The following is a 23,172-nucleotide window of genomic DNA, read 5'->3' as shown; positions in this document are numbered from 1 at the left end:
GATCGGGAAGATCCCCGACTCTTCTTCCCCTGGCTCTTCACCCCATCAGGTGACTGAATCCCCTGGTGGCCGCACCAGTCCCTTCCCATAGGCGTAACGCACCGCCTGCGCCCGGTCCTTGAGCCCCGTCTTGGCGAACAGGTTGTTGATGTGTGTCTTCACGGTCGCGGTGGACACGTGCAGCTTCCGGGCGATCTCCTGGTTGGTGAAACCCTCCGCGATCAGCACGAGGACCTCCGTCTCCCGCGCGGTCAGCCCGTCGGGCGCCTCGGTGGCCACGGGTGCCGGTTCAGGCTGCGACAGCCGCTCCAGCAGTCGCCGTTGGATGCTCGGCGACAGCCCCGCGTCCCCCGACAGCACGCTCTCCACGGCTCGCACGATCTCGTCCCCGCCCGCGTCCTTGGTCAGGTATCCACGGGCGCCGGCCCGCAGCGCCGGGAACAGCGACTCGTCGTCGGCGAACGTCGTCAGCACCACCACCTGAGTCCCGGGGTACTCCGACCGGATCCGCCGGGTCGCCTCCACGCCGTCGCAGCGCGGCATCCTCAGGTCCATCAGCACCACGTCCGGAGAGAGTTCCGCGACCAGCCGGACCGCCTCCTCCCCGTCACCCGCCGCTCCGACGACCTCCACGCCGGGCAGCAGCCCGAGGAGCATCACGATCCCCTCCCTGACCACCGTCTGGTCGTCGGCGACCACGACCCGTGCGGGCTTCCTCTCCCCCTCCGTCTCCGTCATACGGGCACCCTCAACCTCACCTCGAACCCCTCGTCGTCACGCCCTGCCTCCAGCGACCCGCCCAGCAGCTCGGCCCGCTCCCGCATACCCAGCAGACCGTACCCGCCGCCGGCGCCGCTGAGCTCGCCGGGACGACCGCCCGAGTCCCTTACGTTCAGTGCCACTTCGTGCTCGCTGTAGTCCAGCCGGACCTGGACCTTGGCGCCATGGGCGTGCTTGCGCACGTTCGTCAGCGCCTCCTGGGCTACGCGCCGTACAGTCTGCGACGCCTCCGCGGGCAGAGACCTGCGTTCACCCGTCACGGTGACCTCGGCGCCGTCGGTCGAGCCGACGAGTTCGGTCAGGAAGTCCTCCAGCGGGGTGAGCTCACCGCGCAGGGCGGACAGGGCCTGGCGGGTCTCTGCGAGCCCGTCGCGGGCCATGCCCCGGGCTGCCACCACCCGTTCGAGGATCTGCTCCCGGTCGGCCCCGCGCTCGATCAGCAACCGCGCGGCCTCCAGGTGCACCATCTGTGCCGAGAGGCTGTGGGCCAGCACGTCGTGGATCTCCCGTGCGATCCTCGCCCGCTCCGCCAGCGCCGCGGACTCGGCCTCCGCCGCTCTCGCGGCACGCTCCTGGGCGAGCAGCCGCTGGGCACTGCCCCGAGCCTCGGCGTCGAGTCGCATGACGTAGCCCGCGAGAGCCATTCCGACGACGGTGGCCGCGGTGGTCAGCCATACGTCGTTGTTGAACGCGGAGTACGAGGCCAGGGCCACCGCGGCGACGGGCAGAGCGATCGCGACCGGCAGCCGCTCCAGGGCGGAGATGCCGCAGCCGCACCAGATCACGAGGGCCGGTCCCCGGAAGCCGGTGGTCTCCGCCACCACCGCGATGGCGAGGAGGACGCTGACGAGCGCCAGGGAGGGCACAAGCCTGTGGGCATAGGTGGTCCGGAAGAAACCCCAGGAGACCACACCGGTCACGACAACCCCCGCCACGGCCGCGGCCGCCCCCCAGCCGTGGACGTGCGACTGGGTGAAGGCGCTCCACAGCAGCAGGGCGAGCACGAGCAGTCGCACGCCCCAGGCGAGGGACCGCCGGGGCTGGGAGAGCCCCTCCCGGCTCAGCGCCTCTCGCGAGGGCCAGCGTGTCCAGGCGTTCTCCGTCACACGCCTTCCTTCCTGGTGACCCGGGCCATTCCGTCACCGTACGCCCGGGCAGGGCCGCTCGCGGAGGCTGCGGAGGGAAGCGTCTGCGCGCGCCAGACGAGGATGCCGGCCCGCACCAGCAGGGTGACCGCCAGTCCGAGCATGAGGGCCGCACTGTCCTGGTGGACGCCGACCACGGCTCCGAGGGCGTAGAGCCCGACACGCACGGCTATGCCGCCGAACCAGACGATCGCGCTGGCCTTGGTGCTCTTGGTCCACACGACGCCGTCTGCTTCCCGCCACACCCGTGTGGTCCAGGCCCAGGCGGCACCCATCACCAGCCCCACCAGCAGTTCCGTGCCGAGCAGCGCGGCGGAGGCGGTGCGGTGGTGGGGGTCGAGTATGCCGGGTTCACGCAGCGCGACGACCGCGAGGATCACGGGCACCAGCCACCAGCGCCTGCCTGTGTCGATCGGACGGGCGCGGAACTGGCGCGCGATCACCACGACGACGACGGCCACGATCAGCAACGCGTTGACGAGCCCGGACATCAAAGCCTCCGTGAGCGGGAAGGGGCGGTGCCGGGAGCGGGAGCTGCCGACGCCTTCGACGCTACGGAAATGCGCAGGTCAGCAGATCGGAGCGAGGGTGGATCACGGGTGGATTCCAGCGAGCGGGATCCCTCCACCCCCGGGTGGAGAACCCCACGCGGGCCACAGGGGCGGCCGACCGGGCGCAGGCGAGCCGACGGGGGTTGGACCCGGCGGGCGGGGCTCGATGGGCGTGGGTGATCGACGAGGAGAGCCCGTGAAAAGTCCGGTGGGCACGGACAGCACGCAGAACAGCCGCCCACGCAGAACAGCCGCCCACCAGTCAGCCCGACGCGACGCGACGTCCGGTTTTCCCCCCGCAGGCACTGCGCAGCAAAGCTGACAGCCCAGCATCACGAGCACCGAGAGCTCTCTGCAAGCACCGAAAGCGCTCCGCGAGCGCTTCGGTTCCGTAAGCACCCCGAGCGCTTCACGAAACCGCCGCCGGACGCCGCCTCGGAGCAACCGGCGGGCCCGGCACACCACAGCCGACAGGCTTCGCGCGGAAACGGAATCAGGGAAGCGCGAAAGCGACGGTCCCGCCGCAGGACACCCGCCGGGCACGCCGCGCCGTGGCCGACGGACGCCTCACACTTCAGCCGGTCGCCGACCCTGGCAGGACGCAGCAGGCACCCCGGCAGCCACCCCGCACAGACCACGGCACGACGACCGACCGGACCGACGGCCGGACGGCCGACGCCGGGCGTCCCAGCCGGACCGGAGAGGCCCACCGGACGGCGAACACCCGCCGCCCGGCCCACCGCGCCCCGGCCCACCACGCCTCGGCCATCGCGCCCCGGCCCACCGCGTCAGGGCCCTCCGGTCGCCTCTCCGGCTGCGGCCCGGCGCAGCGGCTACGCGTCGATCCGTGACCTGTCCAGCGTCGCCGCCGAGCCGGAGATGAACTCCTTGCGGGGAGCCACGTCGTTGCCCATCAGAAGGTCGAAGACCTGTTCGGCCGCCTCCAGGTCGGAGAGGTTGATGCGGCGCAGGGTGCGGTGACGCGGGTCCATCGTCGTCTCGGCCAGCTGGTCGGCGTCCATCTCGCCGAGTCCCTTGTAGCGCTGGATGGAGTCCTTGTACCGGATGCCCTTGCTCTGGAACTCCATGAGCTTGTCGCGCAGCTCGCGGTCCGAGTACGTGTACACGTACTTGTCCTGCCCCTTCTTGGGCTGCACGATCTCGATGCGGTGCAGCGGCGGCACCGCGGCGAAGACCCGGCCGGCCTCGACCATGGGCCGCATGTAGCGCTGGAACAGCGTCAGCAGCAGACAGCGGATGTGCGAGCCGTCGACGTCGGCGTCGGTCATCATGATGATCTTGCCGTAGCGGGCCGCGTCGATGTCGAAGGTGCGGCCGGAACCCGCCCCTATGACCTGGATGATCGCCCCGCACTCGGCGTTCTTCAGCATGTCCGTCACGGAGGACCGCTGGACGTTGAGGATCTTGCCGCGGATCGGCAGCAGGGCCTGGAACTCGGAGTTCCGGGCGAGCTTCGCCGTGCCGAGCGCGGAGTCTCCCTCGACGATGAACAGCTCGCTGCGCTCGACGTCGTCGCTGCGGCAGTCGGCGAGCTTGGCGGGCAGGGACGAGGACTCCAGAGCCGTCTTGCGCCGCTGCGCGTCCTTGTGCTGACGGGCCGCGATGCGGGTCCGCGCGGCGGCGACCACCTTCTCCATGACCACGCGGGCCTGGGCGGCGGTATCGCGCTTGGTGGAGGTGAGGAACGCCTTCAGTTCCTTGGAGATCACGCTGTTCACGATCCGGCGGGCCGCCGAGGTGCCGAGGACCTCCTTGGTCTGGCCCTCGAACTGCGGCTCGGCGAGCCGGACGGTGACGACGGCGGTGAGGCCCTCCAGGGCGTCGTCCTTGACGATGTCGTCCTCGGCGACGCGCAGCAGCTTCTTGGCCCGCAGGGCCTCGTTGAGGGTCTCGCGGACGGCCTGCTCGAAGCCGGCCACATGGGTGCCGCCCTTGGGCGTGGCGATGATGTTGACGAAGGACCTGAGGTTCTGGTCGTAGCCGGTGCCCCAGCGCAGCGCCACGTCGACGCCGAGTTCGCGGGTGACCTCGGTGGGGGTCATCTGGCCGTGTTCGTCCAGGACCGGGACGGTCTCCTTGAAGGTGCCCTGCCCGGAGAAACGGAGGACGTCGCAGACCGGCTTGTCGGTGGCCAGGTACTCGCAGAACTCGCTGATGCCGCCATCGAAGCGGAACGACTCCTCGCCCTTGCTGCCGCCCTCGCCGAGTCCGTATTCGTCACGGACGACGATGGTCAGGCCGGGCACCAGGAACGCGGTCTGGCGGGCTCGCTGGTGCAGCGTGTCCAGGGAGAGCTTGGCGTCCTTGAGGAAGATCTGGCGGTCGGCCCAGTAGCGCACGCGCGTGCCGGTGCGGGTCTTGGGCACCCGCTTGGTCTTGCGCAGCCCGCTCCCGGCCTCGAACTTGCCGTCCGGCCCTGCGCCGGTGAAGGCCCCCGGTACACCACGGCGGAAGCTGATGGCGTGCACGCTGCCGCCGCGGTCGACCTCGACGTCGAGACGCGCGGAAAGCGCGTTGACCACGGAGGCGCCGACGCCGTGCAGACCGCCGGAGGCCGCGTAGGAGCCACCGCCGAACTTGCCGCCGGCGTGCAGCTTGGTCATGACGACCTCGACGCCGGACAGGCCCGTCTTGGGCTCGACGTCCACGGGGATGCCGCGGCCGTTGTCCCGGACCTCGACGGAGCCGTCGTCGTGGAGGATGACGTCGATGTGGTCGCAGTACCCACCGAGGGCCTCGTCCACGGCGTTGTCGATGATCTCCCACAGGCAGTGCATCAGACCGCGGCTGTCGGTCGAGCCGATGTACATGCCGGGGCGCTTGCGCACGGCTTCGAGGCCCTCAAGGACGAGCAGGTGCCGCGCGGTGTAGTTGGAACCGTCCCGGTCTGCTCCTGCCAGCAGCGCTGTGGACGGCACGGACGTATCGGCGGTCACGCGGTTCGCTCCTCGCTGAATTTCAATGGAGCCCCTTTGGGGTAAGGGGCCGGCTTCGGTCGCCGCTCAGAGGGTACCGAGGCCTGGTAGAGCCGTTGTAACGCCACCCTCGTCATGAACTCACACTAGTCCAGGGTCGTATGCGTGTTCGATCCCTCGATGGAGTGAAGTACATATCACGTTCCCTTCGAGGCATGAACCATTTAGGCTCCGGGCACGTCCTCACAAACAACCGGCAACCCGGCCGGGAGGATGAGACCGATGAACCGCGCGAACCCGTAAGCACCTAAGACGACGCAATACGGCACATTCGCCGCCAACCGGCAGCAGACGGCCACCTCGAAAGATTTTTTTCGAGGAGAAGCCCCGAGCGGGAACGTTTTCGGGCTGGTTGGATGTTGACCCTGGTACGACAGCTCGTCGAGCTAGAGAAGAGGCGACGTGACTACTGTTCTGACCCCCGCGAGCCACCTGACGGCCGCCGATCGCTGCGACCGCTGCGGCGCCCAGGCATACCTGCGCGTCGTGCTGCTCAGCGGCGGAGAACTGCTCTTCTGCGCCCACCACGGTCGCAAGTTCGAGCCGGAACTCAAGAAGATCGCCGCTGAGATACAGGACGAGACGGAACGGCTGACCTCCGTTCCTGCCACCGCCTCCGAAGATGAGCGCTGACCTCTCGCATCCACGACGAGCCAGCTCCGGCACAGGCCGGTGAAGGGCGGCCGCTCCTCCGGGAGCGGCCGCCCTCGTCGTATTCGCGTCAGGGCCCTCAGGAGCGCCCGTGAGGCCCTCGCGCACCCCTGAGAGCGCCTCCGGGACCAAGGGCCCGTACGACCTCCGAGACGCGCGTGTAGACGCCGGGACTGCCCGGTCGCCCGCAGCCGCTCCCCCATGACACGAGCCCGATCAGCTTGCCCTTGGCGACCAGCGGCCCGCCGCTGTCGCCCTGGCAGGCGTCAGGGCCGCCCCCGGTCTCGCCCGCGCACACCATCGAGTCGGGCCGGTAGGTGCCGTCGGGGCCACCGGGATAGGCCCGCTCGCACGTCCCGTCCGGCAGCACGTGGAGCCGCGCCGCGTAGAGCCGACGCGAGTAGTCGCCGCCGCCCGTGATGTCGCCCCAGCCCGAGACCAGGGCACTGGTGCCGGGCGCGTAGGCGGTGTCCCCCCGGGGGGCCATCGCGATGACCGCGCGGGCCGGCAAGGGCTCGGCAAGCGTGAGGACGGCGAAGTCACCGGTGTTCGCGTCGGGGTCGTAGTCCGGATTGATCCGGGCCGCGGTCACCGGGATCTCCTTGCCCTGTGCGGCGAGCAGATCCGTGCGGCCCGCGATGACCTTGAGGTCGCGGACCGGGCCGGACGGCCCGCCGATGACCTCGTCGGCCAGGCAGTGGGCCGCGGTCAGCACGGTGGTCCGGCCGATCGCCACCCCGCCGCAGAACTGACCGGCCCGCGTACCTCCGAACCGGTCACGGCTGGACAGCGCGACCGTCCACGGGGCTTGGGAGACGTCGACGGGGAAGCCGCCGACCACGACGCTGTCGGCAGTGGCGGGAGACGTGGTGGCCAGTGGTATGGCCGCGCTGACGGCCGCCAGGATCAGCGGCCGGATCAGGGCCGGGGCAACAGAACGGCGCATGCACGCTCCTCACTCTGGGTGGGACTGGGACACCCAGAGTCATCCAGCGCACCGCACGCCGCAGCACGAAGGCCCGGCCTCCGCGGTGGGAGGCCGGGCCTTCGGCGCCGTACGAACGCGACCTAGTCGAGGTAGTCGCGCAGCACCTGGGACCGCGACGGGTGGCGCAGCTTCGACATGGTCTTGGACTCGATCTGACGGATGCGCTCACGCGTGACGCCGTACACCTTGCCGATCTCGTCGAGGGTCTTCGGCTGACCGTCGGTGAGACCGAACCGCATGGACACGACACCGGCCTCGCGCTCGGACAGGGTGTCCAGCACCGAGTGCAGCTGTTCCTGGAGGAGCGTGAAGCTGACGGCGTCGGCCGGGACGACGGCCTCGGAGTCCTCGATGAGGTCACCGAACTCGCTGTCGCCGTCCTCGCCCAGCGGGGTGTGCAGGGAGATGGGCTCACGGCCGTACTTCTGGACCTCGATGACCTTCTCCGGGGTCATGTCGAGTTCCTTGGCCAGCTCCTCCGGGGTGGGCTCGCGGCCCAGGTCCTGGAGCATCTGGCGCTGCACGCGCGCGAGCTTGTTGATGACCTCGACCATGTGCACCGGGATACGGATGGTGCGGGCCTGGTCGGCCATGGCGCGGGTGATCGCCTGCCGGATCCACCAGGTGGCGTACGTGGAGAACTTGTAGCCCTTGGTGTAGTCGAACTTCTCGACCGCGCGGATCAGACCGAGGTTGCCCTCCTGGATGAGGTCCAGGAAGAGCATGCCGCGGCCGGTGTAGCGCTTGGCCAGGGAGACCACCAGACGGAGGTTGGCCTCCAGGAGGTGGTTCTTGGCGCGGCGGCCGTCCTCGGCGATGATCTCCAGCTCGCGCTTGAGCTTCGGGGCCAGCTTGTCGGCGTTGGCCAGCTTGTCCTCGGCGAACAGGCCGGCCTCGATGCGCTTGGCGAGCTCGACCTCCTGCTCGGCGTTGAGCAGGGGGACCTTGCCGATCTGCTTGAGGTAGTCCTTGACCGGGTCGGCGGTGGCACCGGCCGCGGCGACCTGCTGCGCCGGCGCGTCGTCCTCGTCCTCGTCGGACAGGACGAAGCCCGCGCTCTCGGTGCCCTCCGGCTCCTCGGCGCCCGCCTTGGCCTCCTCGAGGACCTCTTCCTCGAGGATCTCGGCGTCGTCCTTCTTGGCTGCGGTCTTCTTGGCCACCGTCTTCTTGGCGGCGGCGGTCGCGGTCTTCTTCGCGGCCGTCTTCTTTGCGGCGGGGGCGGCCTTCTTGGCAACGGCCTTCTTCACGGGCGCCGCCTCCTCGGCCGGGTCGTCGGCGACGGCGGCGGGCGCCACGGCAGGGGCGGCCGTGGCGGTGGCCTTCCTGGTGGTCACCGTCTTCGCCGCGACCGTCTTGGTGGCGGTGCGCTTGGCCGGACTCTTCGCTGCGACGCTCTTACGGGTGCGCTTGGGCTCCGCGGCACTGACCATCAGCGTCACACCCTCTTCCTCAAGGATCTGGTTGAGGCTGCGCAGTACGTTCTTCCACTGAGTGGCCGGAATCTGGTCAGCTTCGAAGGCCCGACGCACATCGTCGCCGGCGATCTGCCCCTCAGCCTTTCCCCGCTCAATGAGAGCCATGACAGAGACGGACTCGGCGATCTCCGGCGGGAGCGTACGGGATGTGCTGGCCGACACGAACAACCTCTCGGAACGTTGGAAAACGGCTTCCGGCCCCGTCCGGGACGGACTGGAGCCGACCGCCGGCTTGGGGATGGGCCGACGGCGCGGGCGGGGGCCGGGAAGATTCACAGCGCCATGAATGGCGTCCGTATTCCCTCCGCGGCTGTCACCTCTTAGGTCATCGCGTTGTTCGCAAGAGCGTTACGCCCAATCTACGTGGCCCGAGTCACACCCCGTAAGCGCTCAAAAACGGTCAGACAGGGGCATAGGTAGTCGTTAATGATCTCTCCCGGCCGTTCGGACCACTTCGGAGCCCGCCGCACGACCGCCGCGCCACCGGTCCGGTCGTACGACTGCCGCGCAACCGGTCCGGTCGTACGACCGCCGCCGGATCCGTCGCGCCATCGGCCACCGCGCCCGGACCGCGCCCGGCCCCGCCGCATCGCCGGGCCCCGCCGGAGCCCTGAAGGATCCGGCGGGGTCCGGCGGCGGCCGGCGGAAGCGGGTTCCCGAACCGACGGCGCCCCGACAACGCGGGGCTGACCGAGCGCACCGCTCGCGACGCGGGTCAGTGCTCGCGCGGGGCGGGCACCACGCGCTCCACCTCGGGGTGGACGGTCAGCAGCTGACGCATCGCCGACTCGGCCGCGGTGCCGTCGCCGGTGCCGAGCGCGTCGACGATCCGCGCGTGCTGGGCCAGGGACGCTTCGTTCGGCCGCTCACAGCCGGTGACCGGGCCGCCGGACACCTGGAGGGCCGCCGACACGATGCCGGACAGGTGCTCCAGCATGCGGTTGCCGGCGATCTGGATGAGCAGCGAGTGGAACTCGGCGTCGGCGCGCGAGAAGGTCAGTGCGTCGCCCTGCGCCATGGCGTGGCTCATGATCTCGACCATGTCGCAGAGCCGCTGCTGGACGTCCTCGCGCCCGTGCCCGGCGGCGAGGCGGGCGGCGAGCGGCTCGATCGTCCAGCGCAGCTCGCTGAGCTCACGGCGCTGGTCGTCGCGCTGCGGCCCGAAGGCCCGCCACTCGATGATGTCCGGGTCGAGGAGGTTCCAGTCGCTGACGGGACGCACCCGCGTGCCGACGTTCGGGCGGGCACTGACCAGGCCCTTGGCCTCCAGGACCCGGAGGGACTCACGGACGACGGTGCGGGAGACCTCGAAACGCTGGCCGATCTCCTCGGGGACCAGCGGGCGGTCCGCGCCCAGGTCGCCCGAGACGATCATCTGACCCAGCTGTTGGACGAGTTGACCGTGCAGTCCGCGGCCACGGCTGCCCGCGGCGCGCCGGCCCACACGGCCCAGCTCCGGATCCGCGCCCTCCCAGGCGGGCGTGCCGACCCGATCGGTGACGGGGACCTCCGCGTAGGGGTAGCGGTCGAGTTCGCCCGGGCCGACCAGACCAGAGTCTGCGGAGCGGGCGGCGGTCATCATGGTGTGCGCAAGGGTACTCACGGATCCTTTGTCGGCGCTGCCTCCAACTCCCTTGAGGTCTTTGGTGAAAAGCACACGAAAGGGTGATCGCTCACCCCATCGCAATTGACGCCTTATCGGAAAGAAATGGCCGATCTGCGCGGAGTTGTGCGCACGACGGGATCGCAAGCGCCCGGTCCCCGGTCATCGGGCCCTGGTCCGCAGGGTGCTGAACAGATACGCGCAGACCAGCGCTGCCAGCGACAACCCCAGTGCGGCGCCCACAGGTTGGGCCAGCACCCGGACCGCGCCGACCAGATACCGCTCTCCCCCGAAGGGCCACTTCAGCAGGAACGTCTCCCGCATCCGCATCGGGAGTCCGGCGGCCATCCGTACTCCCGTCCCCTGCACAGCCCTGTGTACGACGGGGACGACGAGCACGGGTACGGCGAGCACCGCGGCGAGACCGGCCGTGGTGGACCGGAAGACACCGGCCGCCAGTACGCCGGCCCAGGCGCAGCCGACGACCAGTGCGAACCAACTCGCGGTCAGGGAGATCCAGTCGGCGGGAACCTGTGCGAGCTCCCGTCCGTAGAGGAGGTAGAGCACTTCGGCGTCACAGCCCAGGGTGAGGAACGAGAGCAGTACCGCGGTCGCTCCGGAGACCAGCAGTTTCGCGGTGAGCAGCCCCAGCCGGCGCGGCACCGTGCCACGGTCCGAAGCCAGCGCGGGGTGACGGAACTCGTCTCCGAAGGCCAGGGCCCCGAGCAGTCCCGCGCCGAGCGCCGCCGGGGGCAGCGGCAGCTCCCGCGGCCAGGCGGCGAACAGCCGGGCCTGCGGGGTGTGTCCCACCCGGGCCAGCAGTACGGCGATGAGGGCGGACACCAGCAGCACGGCACCGCAGGTGAGGAAACCGGTGCCGATGCCGGCGGCCCGGCGGAGTTCGTAGCGCAGGGGGCGGAGCGGGCCGGGGGTGGGGCGGACGGAGATGGGGGGCGGAAGCGGGGAGAGAAGGTCCGGCTCGCCATCGACGCCGTCGCGGCGCGCGGGGGCGACGGGCGGCGGGGCGGACTCCTCGCCGGTTGCCGGAGCCTTGCGGGGTTCCGGCTGCGGGTGCTCGGCGGGCCGTTGGACGGTGGGGGTTTCGGGGGCTCCCGCGGGGGTGCAGGGCCGGGTTGCAGGAGCGTCCGCGGTTGCGGCGCGGATCGACAGTTCATCGCTGACGGCCTCGGCGGACATGACGTCCGTCGAGAGCCGATCCGCAGGTGCATCGGCAGACAGCGCGCAGGGCGTCGGCCGGGTGGCGGCGGCCGCGACCTGGGCCGACGGCCGGGGGGTCGAGGTCTGGACGGACACCGGACGGCTCGGCGACTGGGCGGCCGGTGGCTGGGCGGGCACGGCGGGCACTGTCCGGGTCGTCCCGGCGTGCCCGGAGGTCTCCGCGGAGCCGGCGGAGCCGATGGAGCCGATGGATCCGACGGAGGCCGACGGTGTGCCTGTCGAGGGGGCGGCCGAGGCAGCGGTCGACGGCTCGGCAGCCGCGGGAGCGGGCAACTCGCCCGCGGTTCGCACGAGGGTGGCACGCTCCGTGTCCGCAGTCGTCGGCAGAGACGTGACGGCCGGGTGGCCGGTGCGGTCCGCGACGGTGGTGCGGCACTGGGGTTCAGCCGCGTCACAGGGTTCCGTTGCGGCCGTCGGCCGGCTCCGGCCCTGCTCCTGGTCGGTGGTGCGCGGCTGTTGCGCGAGGCCCGGGGCGACCGCGGGCTGCGGGCCGCCCAGCTCCGTCCGCGGCTGCGGTGCGACCGCGGGCGTGTCCGCGTCCCTGCGCAGGTCCGCGTGTGGTGCGTCCTGCCGACCGGCGGCCGGCACCTCCTCGGCCGGCTGCGGACACGCCGGCCGGTCACCGTGCACCGCGGCCTGTTCCCCGGCACTCTCGGCATCTCGCCGGTCGCTCGTGGGCCGGCCCTCCTCGGCCGCGGCCGGTGCGACGGGGCCCGGCTCCGGCCGCTCCGTCCGCGGTGCCGCTCCCGGCCCGGGCCCGTCCTCCACCTGGGGCTCAGCCCCGGCGCCCGGCCCCATGTCGCCTGTCTCGTCGGCGAGTTGGTGGACCAGGATGCCGTGACGGAAGGCGGTCTCGCCGACCTCGGCTGTCGAACTGCCGTACACGGAGAGGCGGTTGCCGCCTTCCTCCACGACCTCCACCGAGCGGTGGGCGGTGCGGGCCTCCTTGCTGAGGGCGGCGGCGAGCCGGGCGGCGTGGGGGCTGCGGACGGCCACGCGCGGGCGGAGCCGGGTGCGGGCGAACTCGCCGGCCTCCTGGTCCGCGACGAGCCTGCCGGCCTCCAGGGTGACGACGCGGTCGGCAGCGCGGGCGGCCTCCTTGGGGTCGGCGGTGGTGAACAGAACCGTGCCGCCCTGCCCCGCGTGCGCCCGGAGCATGCGGTGCAGCCAGAGGGCTTCACGGGTGGGGAGGCCGTCCGCGGGTTCGTCCAGGACGAGGGTGTGCGGGTCGGCAAGGAGGGCGCAGGCCAGGCCGAGTCGGCGGTCCACGCCGTGCGACAGCGTGCCGAGGCGCTCCTCGCGCAGGCTGACGAGCCCGACCGCTTCGAGTACTTCGTCGGCGCGCCGGGCGGGCACCCCGGCCGCCGCGCAGAGCATGCGCAGATGACCGCGGACCGAGCGGGACGGATGACCGGGCACGTCGCCGAGGACCACGCCGACCTCGCGCGCGGGGTGCGCGATGCGGTGCAGGGGGCGCCCCCTGAAGTAGGTGAGGCCGCGGCCCTGTTGAAGTTCGAGCATCAGTCTGAGCGTCGTGGTCTTGCCCGCTCCTGCCCCGCCCAGGAGCGCGGTGACGCGGCCCGCGCTCGCTTCGAAGGTCACGTCGTCGACAGCGGGCGGGTGCGCCTTGCGGGGGGTGCTGGTCAGTCCGAAGGCCTGGATCACCTTAGGGAAGATAGCGCGGAATGACCGTTTTTCCGGGTATAGAAGGTTTTAACCTCGCCCAAGTTCGCGCTGTCGGACGGTCACACCTCGGGCCGGAGCATCGGCGGGTTGAGCAGAGTGGCCCCGCCGGCCCGGAAAAGCTGGGCCGGACGACCGCCCTGGCGGGTGGTCGTACCGCCGGTGGGGACGAGGAAGCCGGGGGTTCCGGTCACCTTGCGGTGGAAGTTCCGCGGGTCGAGTGCCACCCCCCACACCGCCTCGTAGACCCGGCGCAGCTCGCCGACCGTGAACTCGGGCGGGCAGAACGCGGTGGCCAGCGACGAGTACTCGATCTTGGACCGGGCCCGTTCCACCCCGTCGGACAGGATCTGGGCGTGGTCGAAGGCGAGCGGCGCGACGGGCTCGCCGTCCCGGCCGTAGCCACCCTGCGCGAGCAGCTCCTCCACCGGCGCCCAGCGAGCGTTGCTGGCGTCGCCACCCGCGCGCGGTGCGGGGAGGTCGGGGGCGAGGGCGAGGTGGGCGACGCTGACCACACGCATCCGCGGGTCGCGCTTGGGGTCGCCGTAGGTCGCCAGCTGCTCCAGGTGGGCTCCGCCCTCCTGCGCGGGGGCGTCGGGGTCGTGGGCCCGCAGCCCTGTCTCCTCCGCGAGCTCCCGCGCCGCCGCCTGCGAAAGGTCCTCGTCGGCCCTCACGAAGCCGCCCGGCAGCGCCCAGCGGCCCTGGAACGGCGACTCGCCTCTGCGCACAGCCAACGCGCAGAGGGCATGTCGGCGCACGGTCAGCACGACCAGGTCCACGGTGACGGCGAACGGCGGAAAGGCTGACGGGTCGTAGGGCATGCGGTGATCATAGTCGTCTGCCTGACGATAAACACTCCCTTCGGTACCCACTCCGACGGCTGATCCACTTCGCTCCCGTATGCGCCTCATGTATGCGCCGCCGTTCCTTCCGGCACACGTTCGCGACCCGGTCGTCCTTTCGCCACCGCCGTGACGCCGGACATGGTCGCGCCTTCTCCCGCCAGGAGCTCACACCCCCAGCTGCAGGCCGTCCGCGGCCTCCTCGACCATGGCCAGACCGAGCCGGCTGACCCGCACCGAGAAGGGAGCACCGGCCACTCGCAGCCCGGTCAGGCCGAGCTCGCCCAGGGGGGCGCTGTGGACCGGGCGGAGGGTGACGGTACCTGCCGGGGCGTCGGGACGGATACCGGCGAGGGTGGTGAGGAGCAGGACCCCGGCCGCGGCGGCCGTGGCCGCCGGACGGCAGGCCGCGGGATGCGGAAGGGGAGCACTTCCCTCGCAGCGCTGTTCTCCGGCGAACATCTCCGGCAACCGGTGACCGAAGTGCTCGGCCGCCGCGAGCAGGCCGCGCAGCAGCCCGCCCGCCTCCTTCTCGTAGCCCGCGGCGGCGAGCCCGGCGACGGCGAGCGCCGTCTCCTGGACCCGGACGGCGCCGGAGCGATGTCCGAACGGACTGTGCCCGGCCTCCTTCGCGCTCAGGCCACGCAGCCCCCATCCCGAGTCCATGGCCGGTCCGCCGAGCAGCCGGGCGAGCTGCTCGGTCTGCACCTTGTCGAGCAGACCGACGGCCAGTTCGCCGGCACCGAGCAGGCCGGTGTCGAGCAGGTGCACGGTGGCGGAGCCCAGGTGGGCCAGGGGGCGGCCGTCCGGGGTCAGGGCCGCGGCAGGACGGCCGCCGCCCCGGTCATCGATCCAGAAGTCAGCGCGGAACGCCTTCCTCAGTTCCGCTGCCCACTGCCGCAGCCCGGCGCTTCCGGGCCGCCCGCAGGCATCGAGGAGGTCGGCACCTAGCAGGGCGGCCCGGTGGGCGTGGGCCTGGGTCTCGCTACGCGTGAGGCCGCCGGGCTGCGGGTCGCGGAGGTAGGTCTGGTCGCTGACCGTGGTACGCAGCCAGGCCAGGCAACGCTCGGCGGCGGGCAGCAGTTCCCGCGTCTCCTGTTCCGGGAGCCCCCACCGGCGGGCCTCCGCCAGCAGGACGGGGAAGAGAAGGGTGGCCTCCGTCCCCGTGCAGCCCGGCGGCAGATGTGCTCCGGCGTCGCGGTGCGGCCCGGGGATCATGCCGGTCCGCGGTCCCGGACCGCGGAGCTGGGTGCGTGCCAGGGTGCGCAGTGTGCCTGCGGCGAGGCGGGTGCCGAGGGGCAGGGTCATCCGGGCGGCGGCGAGTGCCTCGGCCGGTGCCAGACCACAGCGCCAGGGCGCCCCGGCGGCGAGATAGCTGTCGGAGGGGTGTGCGGGATCGCGGAGCAGCAGCGCCTGGAGGTCGTCGATGCTCGCCCTCAGCAAGGCGGTGCCCCTCGGGTCGTCGCCCGTCGCTCCGGCCTGCGCCAACGGGCTGCTCGCGGCACGTCCCACGGCGCGCAGGTGGCTCGCGCCGTCCGGGCGCACTCGCAGCTCCACGCTCACCGTCCCACCCGGCGGCAGCTCGAACTCCCAGCGCAGCAGTCCCGCCGAGGCCAGCGCATCGGACGGTGGCGGGTCCGCCGTGACCAAGGCGTTGCCGGTGGCGGTGGTCCAGCGGAGGCCGGAGTCGTGGACTGTGGCCGGGAGTTCGGGTCCCGGAGCGCCGGAGGCGATGGCGCTCAGGTCCGCAAGGTCCGTGCCGAGGGCCGCCTCCAGAGGCAGGCGGAGGGGGTGCGGTGCGCAGTTGCGCAAGATGATGCGCTCCGTGCCGTCGGCCTGCCGGGTCCGTTCCACGACGACGTCCGGATCCGGGCCGGCCGCCGGCGAGACCCGGAGCGTGCCGACGAAGCGGGCGGAGTCCGCTCCCGTCACCCGGGCCTGCACCGCGAGCGGTTCACGGCCTGCCACGCGGACCTGGCAGCGCGCGAGCAGCCGCCGGCCCGCCCGGTAGAACCCTTCCAGCCCCCGGCCGGTCAGCTGACCGTCTTCAGTGGAGATGGCGAGGCCGGGCAGCGCGACACAGATCAGGGCGGTGTGTGTGGGCGGCAGGCCGCCGGCGCGCACCGGGCCCTGGGGAACCGGGCGGGTCGGGGTGGGCCGGGGTGCCCGGCCGCGCGGCTGCACGGGGCCGAGGCCGCCGTCCGCCGGCGGCCAGGGCGGACCGTCCCGCAGGCGGCGGTTGTCGGTGGCAGTGGAGGGCGGAGTCGGCTGATGCATGGGGAGGCTTCTTCTGTGCCCTGTGCGCCCGTGATGTGCGGGGCGCCGGACGGAGGGCTCCGGAGGGACGGACGGCGGCACGGCCCGTCCAGGCGTTCCGCCACTCAGGTGAACGGAGACGGACTCCTCCTGGTCACGCGCCTCCGGCTGCCGAAGCCGATCGGATGTCCGTGCGGTGCCGCGTCGTTCACTCCGCCGACCAGCGCCTGTGGCCGCGCACATCCCGGGTCCGGTGGGCCGACGCGGCGCCTGCCGGCGAGCGGGCGGCCGAGGTGCCGCGCGCGCCCCAACCGGGAGGATCCGAGACCAGCGGCCGACCTCACCGGTCCAGGTCCGGCTGGCTGGCTGCCGCCCATGACCGTCCCCCGTTCACTCGTCCCCTCGCTGTTCATTCGTCTCATTCGTCTCCCTCGGTGCGGCCGGTCGCGGGTCGGCCGCCCTCCTGCCCGGCTCGGTCACCTGCCTCACTCCGCTCCGCCTTCTCCGCGGCACGCGTGCGCGTGCGGCCCGGCCCGGCGGCGCCGGGGCGGGTGCGCGCCGAGCGCACCTGTCGCGGCCGGGCTCCGGACGGCCGCTGCCGTCGGTCGCCGGCGGTCTCTCCGGGGCGTGGCGGGCGGCCGCGGCGGGTGCCGGAAGCGACGGCCGACGAGTCGGCGGCGTCGTGGTGCGGCGGACCGGAGTCGCCGACCGCTGCGTCCGCAACCGGTGCGGTGCCGACCGCTGCGGTGCCGACCGCCGGCGCGCGGCCGACGCGGTCCGTGAGTTCCGTCCGTTCCGTGCGCTTCGCGGGTTCCGTAAGCTCCGTGGGTTCCGTGGGTTCCACGTACTCCGCAGGTTCCGTGCGTTCCGTGCGCAGGCAGCGGCGGATCGACTCCGGGTCGATGCCCTCGTTGCAGGCCTGGTGGAGCAGCTTGGCGAAGAGGTAGCCGGGGTCCGCGCCCAGGGCCATCGCGAAGGCTTCCCGTGCCTCCAGGTCGTCACCGGTCGACCAGGCGACCCAGCCCGCCAGCGTGAGAGGAGCGGCGGCGTGTTCGCCGTAGGGGCCGACGCAGCGGCGGGCCAGGGCTCGCCACAGCCGCAGGGCCGGTCCCGCCTCGTCGCCCTCCATCCAGGCGGCCGCGCGGTCGCGGGTCTGGCGGTCCTGCAGTCCGAGAACCAGCGTGGCCGCCTCTTCGTGGGAGAGCAGGGCGTCGTCGCGGGCATCCGCCTGGTGGGTGCCGGACACCGGGGTGGCCGCGGCGTACCGGTCGATGACCCGCGCGGCAAGGGTGAGGGTCTCCTCGGCCACGTCCGCGCGGAAGGCGTCGTCGAGGATGCGGGGCACCAACGCCATGCCGGCGCCGTCCAGGGCGATCTCCTGCTCCAGCACGGCGCCGGTCTCCCAGGGCAGCAGCCTGGCCCGCAGTTCGCGCAGGCTGCCGCGGACCTGGATCCCGGCGTAGGTGGCGGCGGCCGCCAGCACCGAGGTGCCGGGCAGGCCCATGGGGGCGCCCTCGGGCGGACAGCATTCCTCGGTCGGGCAGCAGTACGACCAGAAGCGGCCGTCCGAGACGCACAGTGCCTCGATCACGGGCACGTCGAGCCGGCCGCACTCGACACGCAGCAGCTGGGTCAGCGGCGCCAGCCGGAGCATCACGTCCCGGCCCGATTCGCCGGCCGCCGGTTCCTGGCAGACGTAGGCGACCATCTGCTCGGGCCGGGCTCCCCGGCGCTCGCCGCCGGTCACCAGCCCCTGCGCGAGCTGGCGTGCGGCCGCCTCCCAGTCGTCCTGGTGGGCGGGGATGCCGAGCCGGGCGCGTCCGCCGAAGCGGCCGCGGCCGGCGCGGTCGTGGAGCGCCACCAGCACCATGCTGTCCTCGGGACGGTACCCGAGCAGATAGGGCAGCGCGTCGGCCAGTTCGGCCGGGGTGCGCAGGGTGACCTGGGTGTCGTGGGCGGAGGGCCCGAGCGGGACCGCGCCTCGGGTGATGTCGCCGTTTTCGGAAGGTCCGGTGGTTTCGCTGTGATTCGTCATGTGCAGACGATCTCGCGGATCCTGTGATTCCGGTTTGGCCTGTGGATAAGTCGAATCAGGGGCACGACAAAGCCGTCTCCGGTATCCACAGGCCCGCCCGGCTGTCGGTCCCGTCCTGTTGTATGGACGCATGGAGCACACGAGCAACGCGGAACTGCGGACCCGGGCGGACGCCGTCCTCGCCCGTCTCGTCGGGGACGGCACGGGCGCCGCCCGGCTGCGCGAGGACCAGTGGCGGGCGATCGAGGCGCTGGTCGCGGACCGGCGCCGGGCCCTGGTCGTCCAGCGCACGGGCTGGGGCAAGTCCGCGGTGTACTTCGTGGCGACCTCGCTGCTCAGAGCGTCCGGCGCGGGACCGACAGTGATCGTCTCCCCGCTGCTCGCGCTCATGCGCAACCAGGTGGAGGCCGCGGCCCGGGCCGGCATCCACGCCCGCACCATCAACTCCTCCAACACGGAGGAATGGGAGTCGATCCAGGCGGAGATCGCGGCCGGCGAGGTCGATGTCCTCCTCGTGTCCCCGGAGCGTCTCAACAATCCGGACTTCCGAGACCAGGTCCTGCCCAGACTCGCCGCGGCGACCGGTCTGCTCGTGGTGGACGAGGCCCACTGCATCTCCGACTGGGGCCACGACTTCCGGCCCGACTACCGGCGGCTGCGCACCATGCTGGCCGACCTGCCGCCGGGCGTGCCGGTGCTGGCGACCACCGCCACGGCCAACGCGCGGGTGACCGCCGACGTGGCCGAGCAGCTCGGCACCGGCGGCACCTCGGACGCGCTCGTCCTGCGCGGCCCGTTGGACCGGGAGAGCCTCAGCCTGAACGTGCTGCGGCTGCCGGACGCCGCGCACCGGATGGCCTGGCTCGCGGACCACCTGGACGACCTGCCGGGTTCGGGCATCGTCTACACGCTCACCGTGGCCGCCGCCGAGGAGGTCACCGCCTTCCTCCGGCAGCGCGGGCATCCCGTGGCGTCGTACACGGGGAAGACGGAGAACGCCGACCGGCAGCAGGCCGAGGACGACCTGCTCGGCAACCGGGTCAAGGCTCTGATCGCCACATCCGCGCTCGGTATGGGCTTCGACAAGCCCGACCTCGGGTTCGTGGTGCACCTCGGCTCGCCCTCCTCCCCCATCGCCTACTACCAGCAGGTGGGCCGTGCGGGCCGCGGTGTCGAGCACGCCGAGGTGCTGCTGCTGCCGGGCAGGGAGGACGAGGCCATCTGGGACTACTTCGCCTCGCTCGCCTTCCCGTCCGAGGAGCTGGTGCGCCGCACCCTGGACGTTCTCTCCCGGGCCGGCGCTCCCGTGTCGCTGCCCGCGCTGGAGCCACTGGTGGAACTGCGCCGATCCCGGCTGGAGTCCATGCTGAAGGTCCTCGACGTGGACGGCGCGGTCCGGCGGGTCAAGGGCGGCTGGGTCGCGACAGGGCAGCCGTGGACGTACGACGCCGACCGGTACGCCTGGGTGGCCAGGCAGCGTGAGGCCGAGCAGCAGGCGATGCGCGAGTACGCGGCCACGCCGGAGTGCCGGATGGAGTTTCTGCAGCGCCAACTGGACGACGAGGGCGCGAAACCGTGCGGCCGCTGCGACAACTGCGCGCGGCCCCGCTTCACGGCCGACACCACCTCGGCCGCGCTCGACGCCGCGCGGGTCGACCTGGGCCGCGCGGGCGTCGAGGTGGAGCCCCGCCGGATGTGGCCGACCGGGCTGCCGGCGATCGGAATCGATCTCAAGGGGCGCATTCCGGCCGGTGAACAGGCGTCGGCGGGACGGGCCTTGGGACGGTTGTCGGACATCGGGTGGGGCAATCGGCTACGACCGCTGCTCGCTCCCCAGGCCGCGGACGCGCCGGTGCCGGACGATGTCGCCCGCGCCGTGGTGGAGGTGCTGGCCGACTGGGCGAAGGGACCCGGCGGCTGGGCTCCGGGCGCGGCCGACCCGCAGCAGCGCCCGGCGGGTGTCGTCACCGTCGCCTCGCGTTCCAGGCCCCGGCTGGTCCATTCCCTGGGCGCGCGGATCGCGGAGGTCGGCCGGATGCCCCTGCTGGGATCCGTCGAGTACGCGGGCGATGCGCTCCGGGTCTCGCGCAGCAACAGCGCCCAGCGGCTGAAGGTCCTCGACGGTGCCCTGACCGTGCCGCCCGGCCTGGCCGCCGCGCTCGCCGAGGTCCAGGGACCGGTCCTGCTGGTGGACGACTTCACCGAGACCGGCTGGACCCTTGCGGTGGCGGCGCGCCTGCTCCGTAAGGCCGGGGTGCGGGGGGTGTTGCCGCTGGTCCTCGCCGTGCAGGGCTGACCGGCCCGCTGCTGCTCGGATCCGGCGCCGGGAGCGGCGTACGAACGTGCCGTGCTCGAACGTCCCAGGGGTCGCCCGGCATCTCAACGGGTAGGGATATAAGCGACGCACCGCCAGATAACAGTCGGTGGCCCCATTTGCTCGTTGCCGCATCCAAGTTCGACAGCAAGAATTGAGGTCCGCTCCCCGCACGGCTCGTCCGTGATCCGGTTGGGCTTTGCTGCGGTGCGCGCGGCCCCGAATCCGATCTCGCCCGCAGTGTGGGCGCGTAGCCGAAGGGAGGAACGTGACCTTCGGATTCGCTCCGTCCTCGGCGGCATCGTTGTCGCCGTCCGCGTCCGCCGCGTCCGCCAGTCGCCTGCTTGAGCCCGCGGAGTGGGCCGACGCCGGAATACCGCTGCTGCGCAACCCCCGTGAGGTCGTCAGCGGCCTGCACACCCGGCATCGCCCCCGACCGGGCACCGCGGTCGTCGCCGTTCTCGACCCGGAGGAGCGGCTGTGTGCCAGCGCCTCCTTCGGCCGGCGCCCTGCCCCGGCCGACGGCTGGATGTTCCGCAACGCACTGCTGGCCCAGTTGCGCCGGGTCATCCCGCACGACCTGCGCCGCCGTACCCCGGTGCGGACCGCCGTACTGCTCTACTGCCGCGAGGGGGACGCGCGTTGGACGGAGGAGGACGGTGCCTGGATGTGGGGACTGCGGGACGCCTGCACTCTCCACGGGCTGCGCTGCGGGGCGTACATCACGCTGACGCACGACGGCTGGCAGGTGCTCGGCGAGGGTCGTGGCGGCCGGCGTCCCAACGCCGACTCGCCTCCCGAACCCTTCGCCCTGTCCGAGGCCCCGCCCCTGTCGCCGCGTACCGGCGGTGCCGTCTCCGAGGTGCTGCGTCGAGCGGCGGCCCGCTGAACCGCGGCCCCCGCGCGGGAGCGCCGACCCGTCACGTCTCGCCGGGCACGGCGTCCTGACGTCGCCCTGCGGAGTACCCCGCGGTCACGCCGCGCCGCGCGCGAGAGGGACGTTCCGCCGTCCGGTCATCCGGGGGATCCTGCCCGGTGCCCGCGCGCCGGATCCTCCGGCCGCCCGGCGGCCACCGCCGCGGCGGGCAGCGGGATCGGCGCCCCTCGTCCCGGGCACGCCGAAGGCACCACTGTGCGCATCAACGCCGTGGCCCCCTCGGTACCTCCGGAGCCCCAGAGGCGCCGGAGGCAGCTCAGACGCCTGCCCCCAGCACCGAGTTGATGCGCTGCGGGTCGCCGCAGACGATCAGCAGGGCGCCGGCCCGGGAGAGGGCCAGTGGCAGCGCGGTGGCGGCGGCGGTGTCGGGGCCGCCGTTGACGGCGACGACGACCACGGAGCGGGTCGCGGCACGGGAGGCGACGGCGGCGTCCGCGTAGAAGACGTCGTCGCCCGCGTCGTGCTGGGCCCAGTAGGAGGCTTCGCCGAAGGTCAGCTCGTGGTCGGCCCACGGATGCTGCGCGCCGGTGGTGATCACCAGCACGTCGCCGGGGGCGCGACCCGATTCGAGGAGCAGGTCCACTGCTTCCTCGGCCGCGTCGAGAGCGCTCTCGACCGTGGCCGGGATCAGCTGGATCTGCGGGGCCGCCGCTGCCGCGGCGGGGACGGCCGGGCCGGACTGGCCTGGCTTGGCCACGTCACGCGACGTGCGCTGCACCGGCGGCGTGGGCCGCACAGGGCCGGGACGACCGGGACGCGACGGGGCCGCGGGGCGGGGGCCGGGTACGGGACGAGGGGTCGGCGCGGTACGGCCACTGGCCGGAGTGGCGCGGGGACCCTGGGCACTCTCGTGAATCTGAGGCTCCTCGGGAATGAGAGGCATGAGCTGATATTTATCAAACGTTGGTGCAGGTCACGTGAACCGGGTGGCACAACTGTGCGACCGGAACGTCAGAAATCGAAGCCGAGCTGACCCTCGATCTCCGGAACGCTTCCCTCCGCCCAGCTGCGGACCTTCTTGAGGTGCCGCCACTGGGGCAGCGCATCAAGATACGCCCACGACAACCGGTGGTACGGGGTGGGGCCCCGCACCTCCAGTGCGGCCTTGTGCACGGGCGACGGGTACCCGGCATTGTCCGCAAATCCGAAGTCTGCATGGTCGATACCCAGTTCGGCCATCATTTTGTCGCGCTGAACTTTGGCGATCACCGAGGCGGCGGCCACGGCCACACACGATCGGTCACCCTTGATGACCGTGCGCACCCGCCACGGAGTACCGAGGTAGTCGTGCTTCCCGTCGAGGATGACCGCGTCGGGACGGACGGGCAAGGTCTCCAGGGCGCGGACCGCCGCGAGTCGCAGTGCGGCTGTCATGCCGAGGTCGTCGATCTCCTCCGGCGAGGCGTGCCCCAGGGCGTAGGCCGTGACCCACCCCCGCAGCGCCTCCGCAAGTTCCGTACGCCGCCTGACGGTCAGCAGCTTGGAGTCGGTGAGGCCGTCGGGCGGTCGACGAAGGCCGGTGACCGCGGCACAGACGGTGACGGGTCCGGCCCAGGCGCCGCGCCCCACCTCGTCGACACCGGCAATGACCTTGGCTCCGGTCGTGGCGCGAAGGGAGCGCTCGACGGTGTGAGTAGGCGGTTCGTACGGCATGGCGCCCTTAGCGTACGCCGCACT

16 protein-coding genes are annotated in these 23,172 nt (G+C 72.3%); 3 read left to right on the top strand and 13 right to left on the bottom strand.

Annotation, left to right across the window (positions count from 1 at the left end):
• Window positions 1-45: 45 nt before the first annotated feature.
• The 4 genes from ACZ63F_RS39140 to ACZ63F_RS39125 form a co-directional block, all read right to left on the bottom strand.
• A complete protein-coding gene (locus tag ACZ63F_RS39140) occupies window positions 46-738 on the bottom strand; it encodes a response regulator transcription factor (protein ID WP_469718468.1) in 693 nt (230 codons plus the stop codon).
• Complete coding sequence (locus ACZ63F_RS39135; RefSeq protein ID WP_469718466.1) at window positions 735-1,886, bottom strand: sensor histidine kinase; 1,152 nt, start codon at window positions 1,884-1,886, stop codon at window positions 735-737. The genes ACZ63F_RS39140 and ACZ63F_RS39135 overlap by 4 nt, the downstream gene beginning before the upstream one ends.
• A complete protein-coding gene (locus tag ACZ63F_RS39130; protein WP_469718465.1) occupies window positions 1,883-2,416 on the bottom strand; it encodes a DUF1453 domain-containing protein in 534 nt (177 codons plus the stop codon). The genes ACZ63F_RS39135 and ACZ63F_RS39130 overlap by 4 nt, the downstream gene beginning before the upstream one ends.
• Before the next feature lie 893 nt (window positions 2,417-3,309).
• Complete coding sequence (locus tag ACZ63F_RS39125; RefSeq protein WP_469718464.1) at window positions 3,310-5,433, bottom strand: DNA gyrase/topoisomerase IV subunit B; 2,124 nt, start codon at window positions 5,431-5,433, stop codon at window positions 3,310-3,312.
• Between the two features lie 441 nt (window positions 5,434-5,874).
• Here ACZ63F_RS39125 and ACZ63F_RS39120 point away from each other — a divergent pair, with 441 nt between their 5' ends.
• Window positions 5,875-6,105, top strand: coding sequence for a DUF7455 domain-containing protein (locus ACZ63F_RS39120; RefSeq protein WP_365712001.1), 231 nt, complete (start codon window positions 5,875-5,877; stop codon window positions 6,103-6,105).
• A 97-nt stretch (window positions 6,106-6,202) separates the two neighbouring features.
• On the opposite strand, the gene ACZ63F_RS39115 is transcribed toward ACZ63F_RS39120, so the two are convergent.
• From ACZ63F_RS39115 to ACZ63F_RS39085, 7 genes are all read right to left on the bottom strand, one after another.
• Window positions 6,203-7,069 carry a serine protease gene (locus ACZ63F_RS39115; RefSeq protein ID WP_469718462.1) on the bottom strand — a complete coding sequence of 289 codons (867 nt, stop codon included), beginning with the start codon at window positions 7,067-7,069 and terminating at the stop codon, window positions 6,203-6,205.
• A 122-nt stretch (window positions 7,070-7,191) separates the two neighbouring features.
• Window positions 7,192-8,748 carry an RNA polymerase sigma factor gene (locus ACZ63F_RS39110; protein WP_390644042.1) on the bottom strand — a complete coding sequence of 519 codons (1,557 nt, stop codon included), beginning with the start codon at window positions 8,746-8,748 and terminating at the stop codon, window positions 7,192-7,194.
• Between the two features lie 553 nt (window positions 8,749-9,301).
• Complete coding sequence (locus tag ACZ63F_RS39105; RefSeq protein WP_351484815.1) at window positions 9,302-10,189, bottom strand: FadR/GntR family transcriptional regulator; 888 nt, start codon at window positions 10,187-10,189, stop codon at window positions 9,302-9,304.
• A 162-nt stretch (window positions 10,190-10,351) separates the two neighbouring features.
• Complete coding sequence (locus tag ACZ63F_RS39100) at window positions 10,352-13,093, bottom strand: ABC transporter ATP-binding protein (RefSeq protein ID WP_469718461.1); 2,742 nt, start codon at window positions 13,091-13,093, stop codon at window positions 10,352-10,354.
• An 80-nt stretch (window positions 13,094-13,173) separates the two neighbouring features.
• Window positions 13,174-13,932, bottom strand: a complete 759-nt coding sequence (locus ACZ63F_RS39095; RefSeq protein WP_093498678.1) for an NUDIX hydrolase — start codon at window positions 13,930-13,932, stop codon at window positions 13,174-13,176.
• A gap of 189 nt (window positions 13,933-14,121) precedes the next feature.
• Window positions 14,122-16,230, bottom strand: coding sequence for a glycogen debranching N-terminal domain-containing protein (locus tag ACZ63F_RS39090; RefSeq protein ID WP_469718459.1), 2,109 nt, complete (start codon window positions 16,228-16,230; stop codon window positions 14,122-14,124).
• A 397-nt stretch (window positions 16,231-16,627) separates the two neighbouring features.
• Window positions 16,628-18,244: a DUF4192 domain-containing protein gene (locus tag ACZ63F_RS39085; protein ID WP_469718458.1), complete on the bottom strand. Its 1,617-nt coding sequence runs from the start codon at window positions 18,242-18,244 to the stop codon at window positions 16,628-16,630.
• Window positions 18,245-18,374: 130 nt separating this feature from the next.
• Here ACZ63F_RS39085 and ACZ63F_RS39080 point away from each other — a divergent pair, with 130 nt between their 5' ends.
• Both ACZ63F_RS39080 and ACZ63F_RS39075 read left to right on the top strand, forming a co-directional pair.
• Window positions 18,375-20,540 carry a RecQ family ATP-dependent DNA helicase gene (locus ACZ63F_RS39080; protein ID WP_469718457.1) on the top strand — a complete coding sequence of 722 codons (2,166 nt, stop codon included), beginning with the start codon at window positions 18,375-18,377 and terminating at the stop codon, window positions 20,538-20,540.
• Between the two features lie 286 nt (window positions 20,541-20,826).
• The gene (locus ACZ63F_RS39075; protein WP_469718455.1) at window positions 20,827-21,447 is read left to right on the top strand and encodes a hypothetical protein; all 621 of its coding nucleotides are present in this window, start codon (window positions 20,827-20,829) and stop codon (window positions 21,445-21,447) included.
• Between the two features lie 304 nt (window positions 21,448-21,751).
• On the opposite strand, the gene ACZ63F_RS39070 is transcribed toward ACZ63F_RS39075, so the two are convergent.
• Window positions 21,752-22,378 carry a hypothetical protein gene (locus tag ACZ63F_RS39070; protein ID WP_469718453.1) on the bottom strand — a complete coding sequence of 209 codons (627 nt, stop codon included), beginning with the start codon at window positions 22,376-22,378 and terminating at the stop codon, window positions 21,752-21,754.
• A 68-nt stretch (window positions 22,379-22,446) separates the two neighbouring features.
• Window positions 22,447-23,148 carry a ribonuclease HII gene (locus ACZ63F_RS39065; RefSeq protein WP_469718452.1) on the bottom strand — a complete coding sequence of 234 codons (702 nt, stop codon included), beginning with the start codon at window positions 23,146-23,148 and terminating at the stop codon, window positions 22,447-22,449.
• Window positions 23,149-23,172: the final 24 nt, after the last annotated feature.

This window comes from Streptomyces sp. NPDC104761 (assembly GCF_055583445.1).
This window is presented reverse-complemented; position numbering and strand designations above follow the sequence as displayed.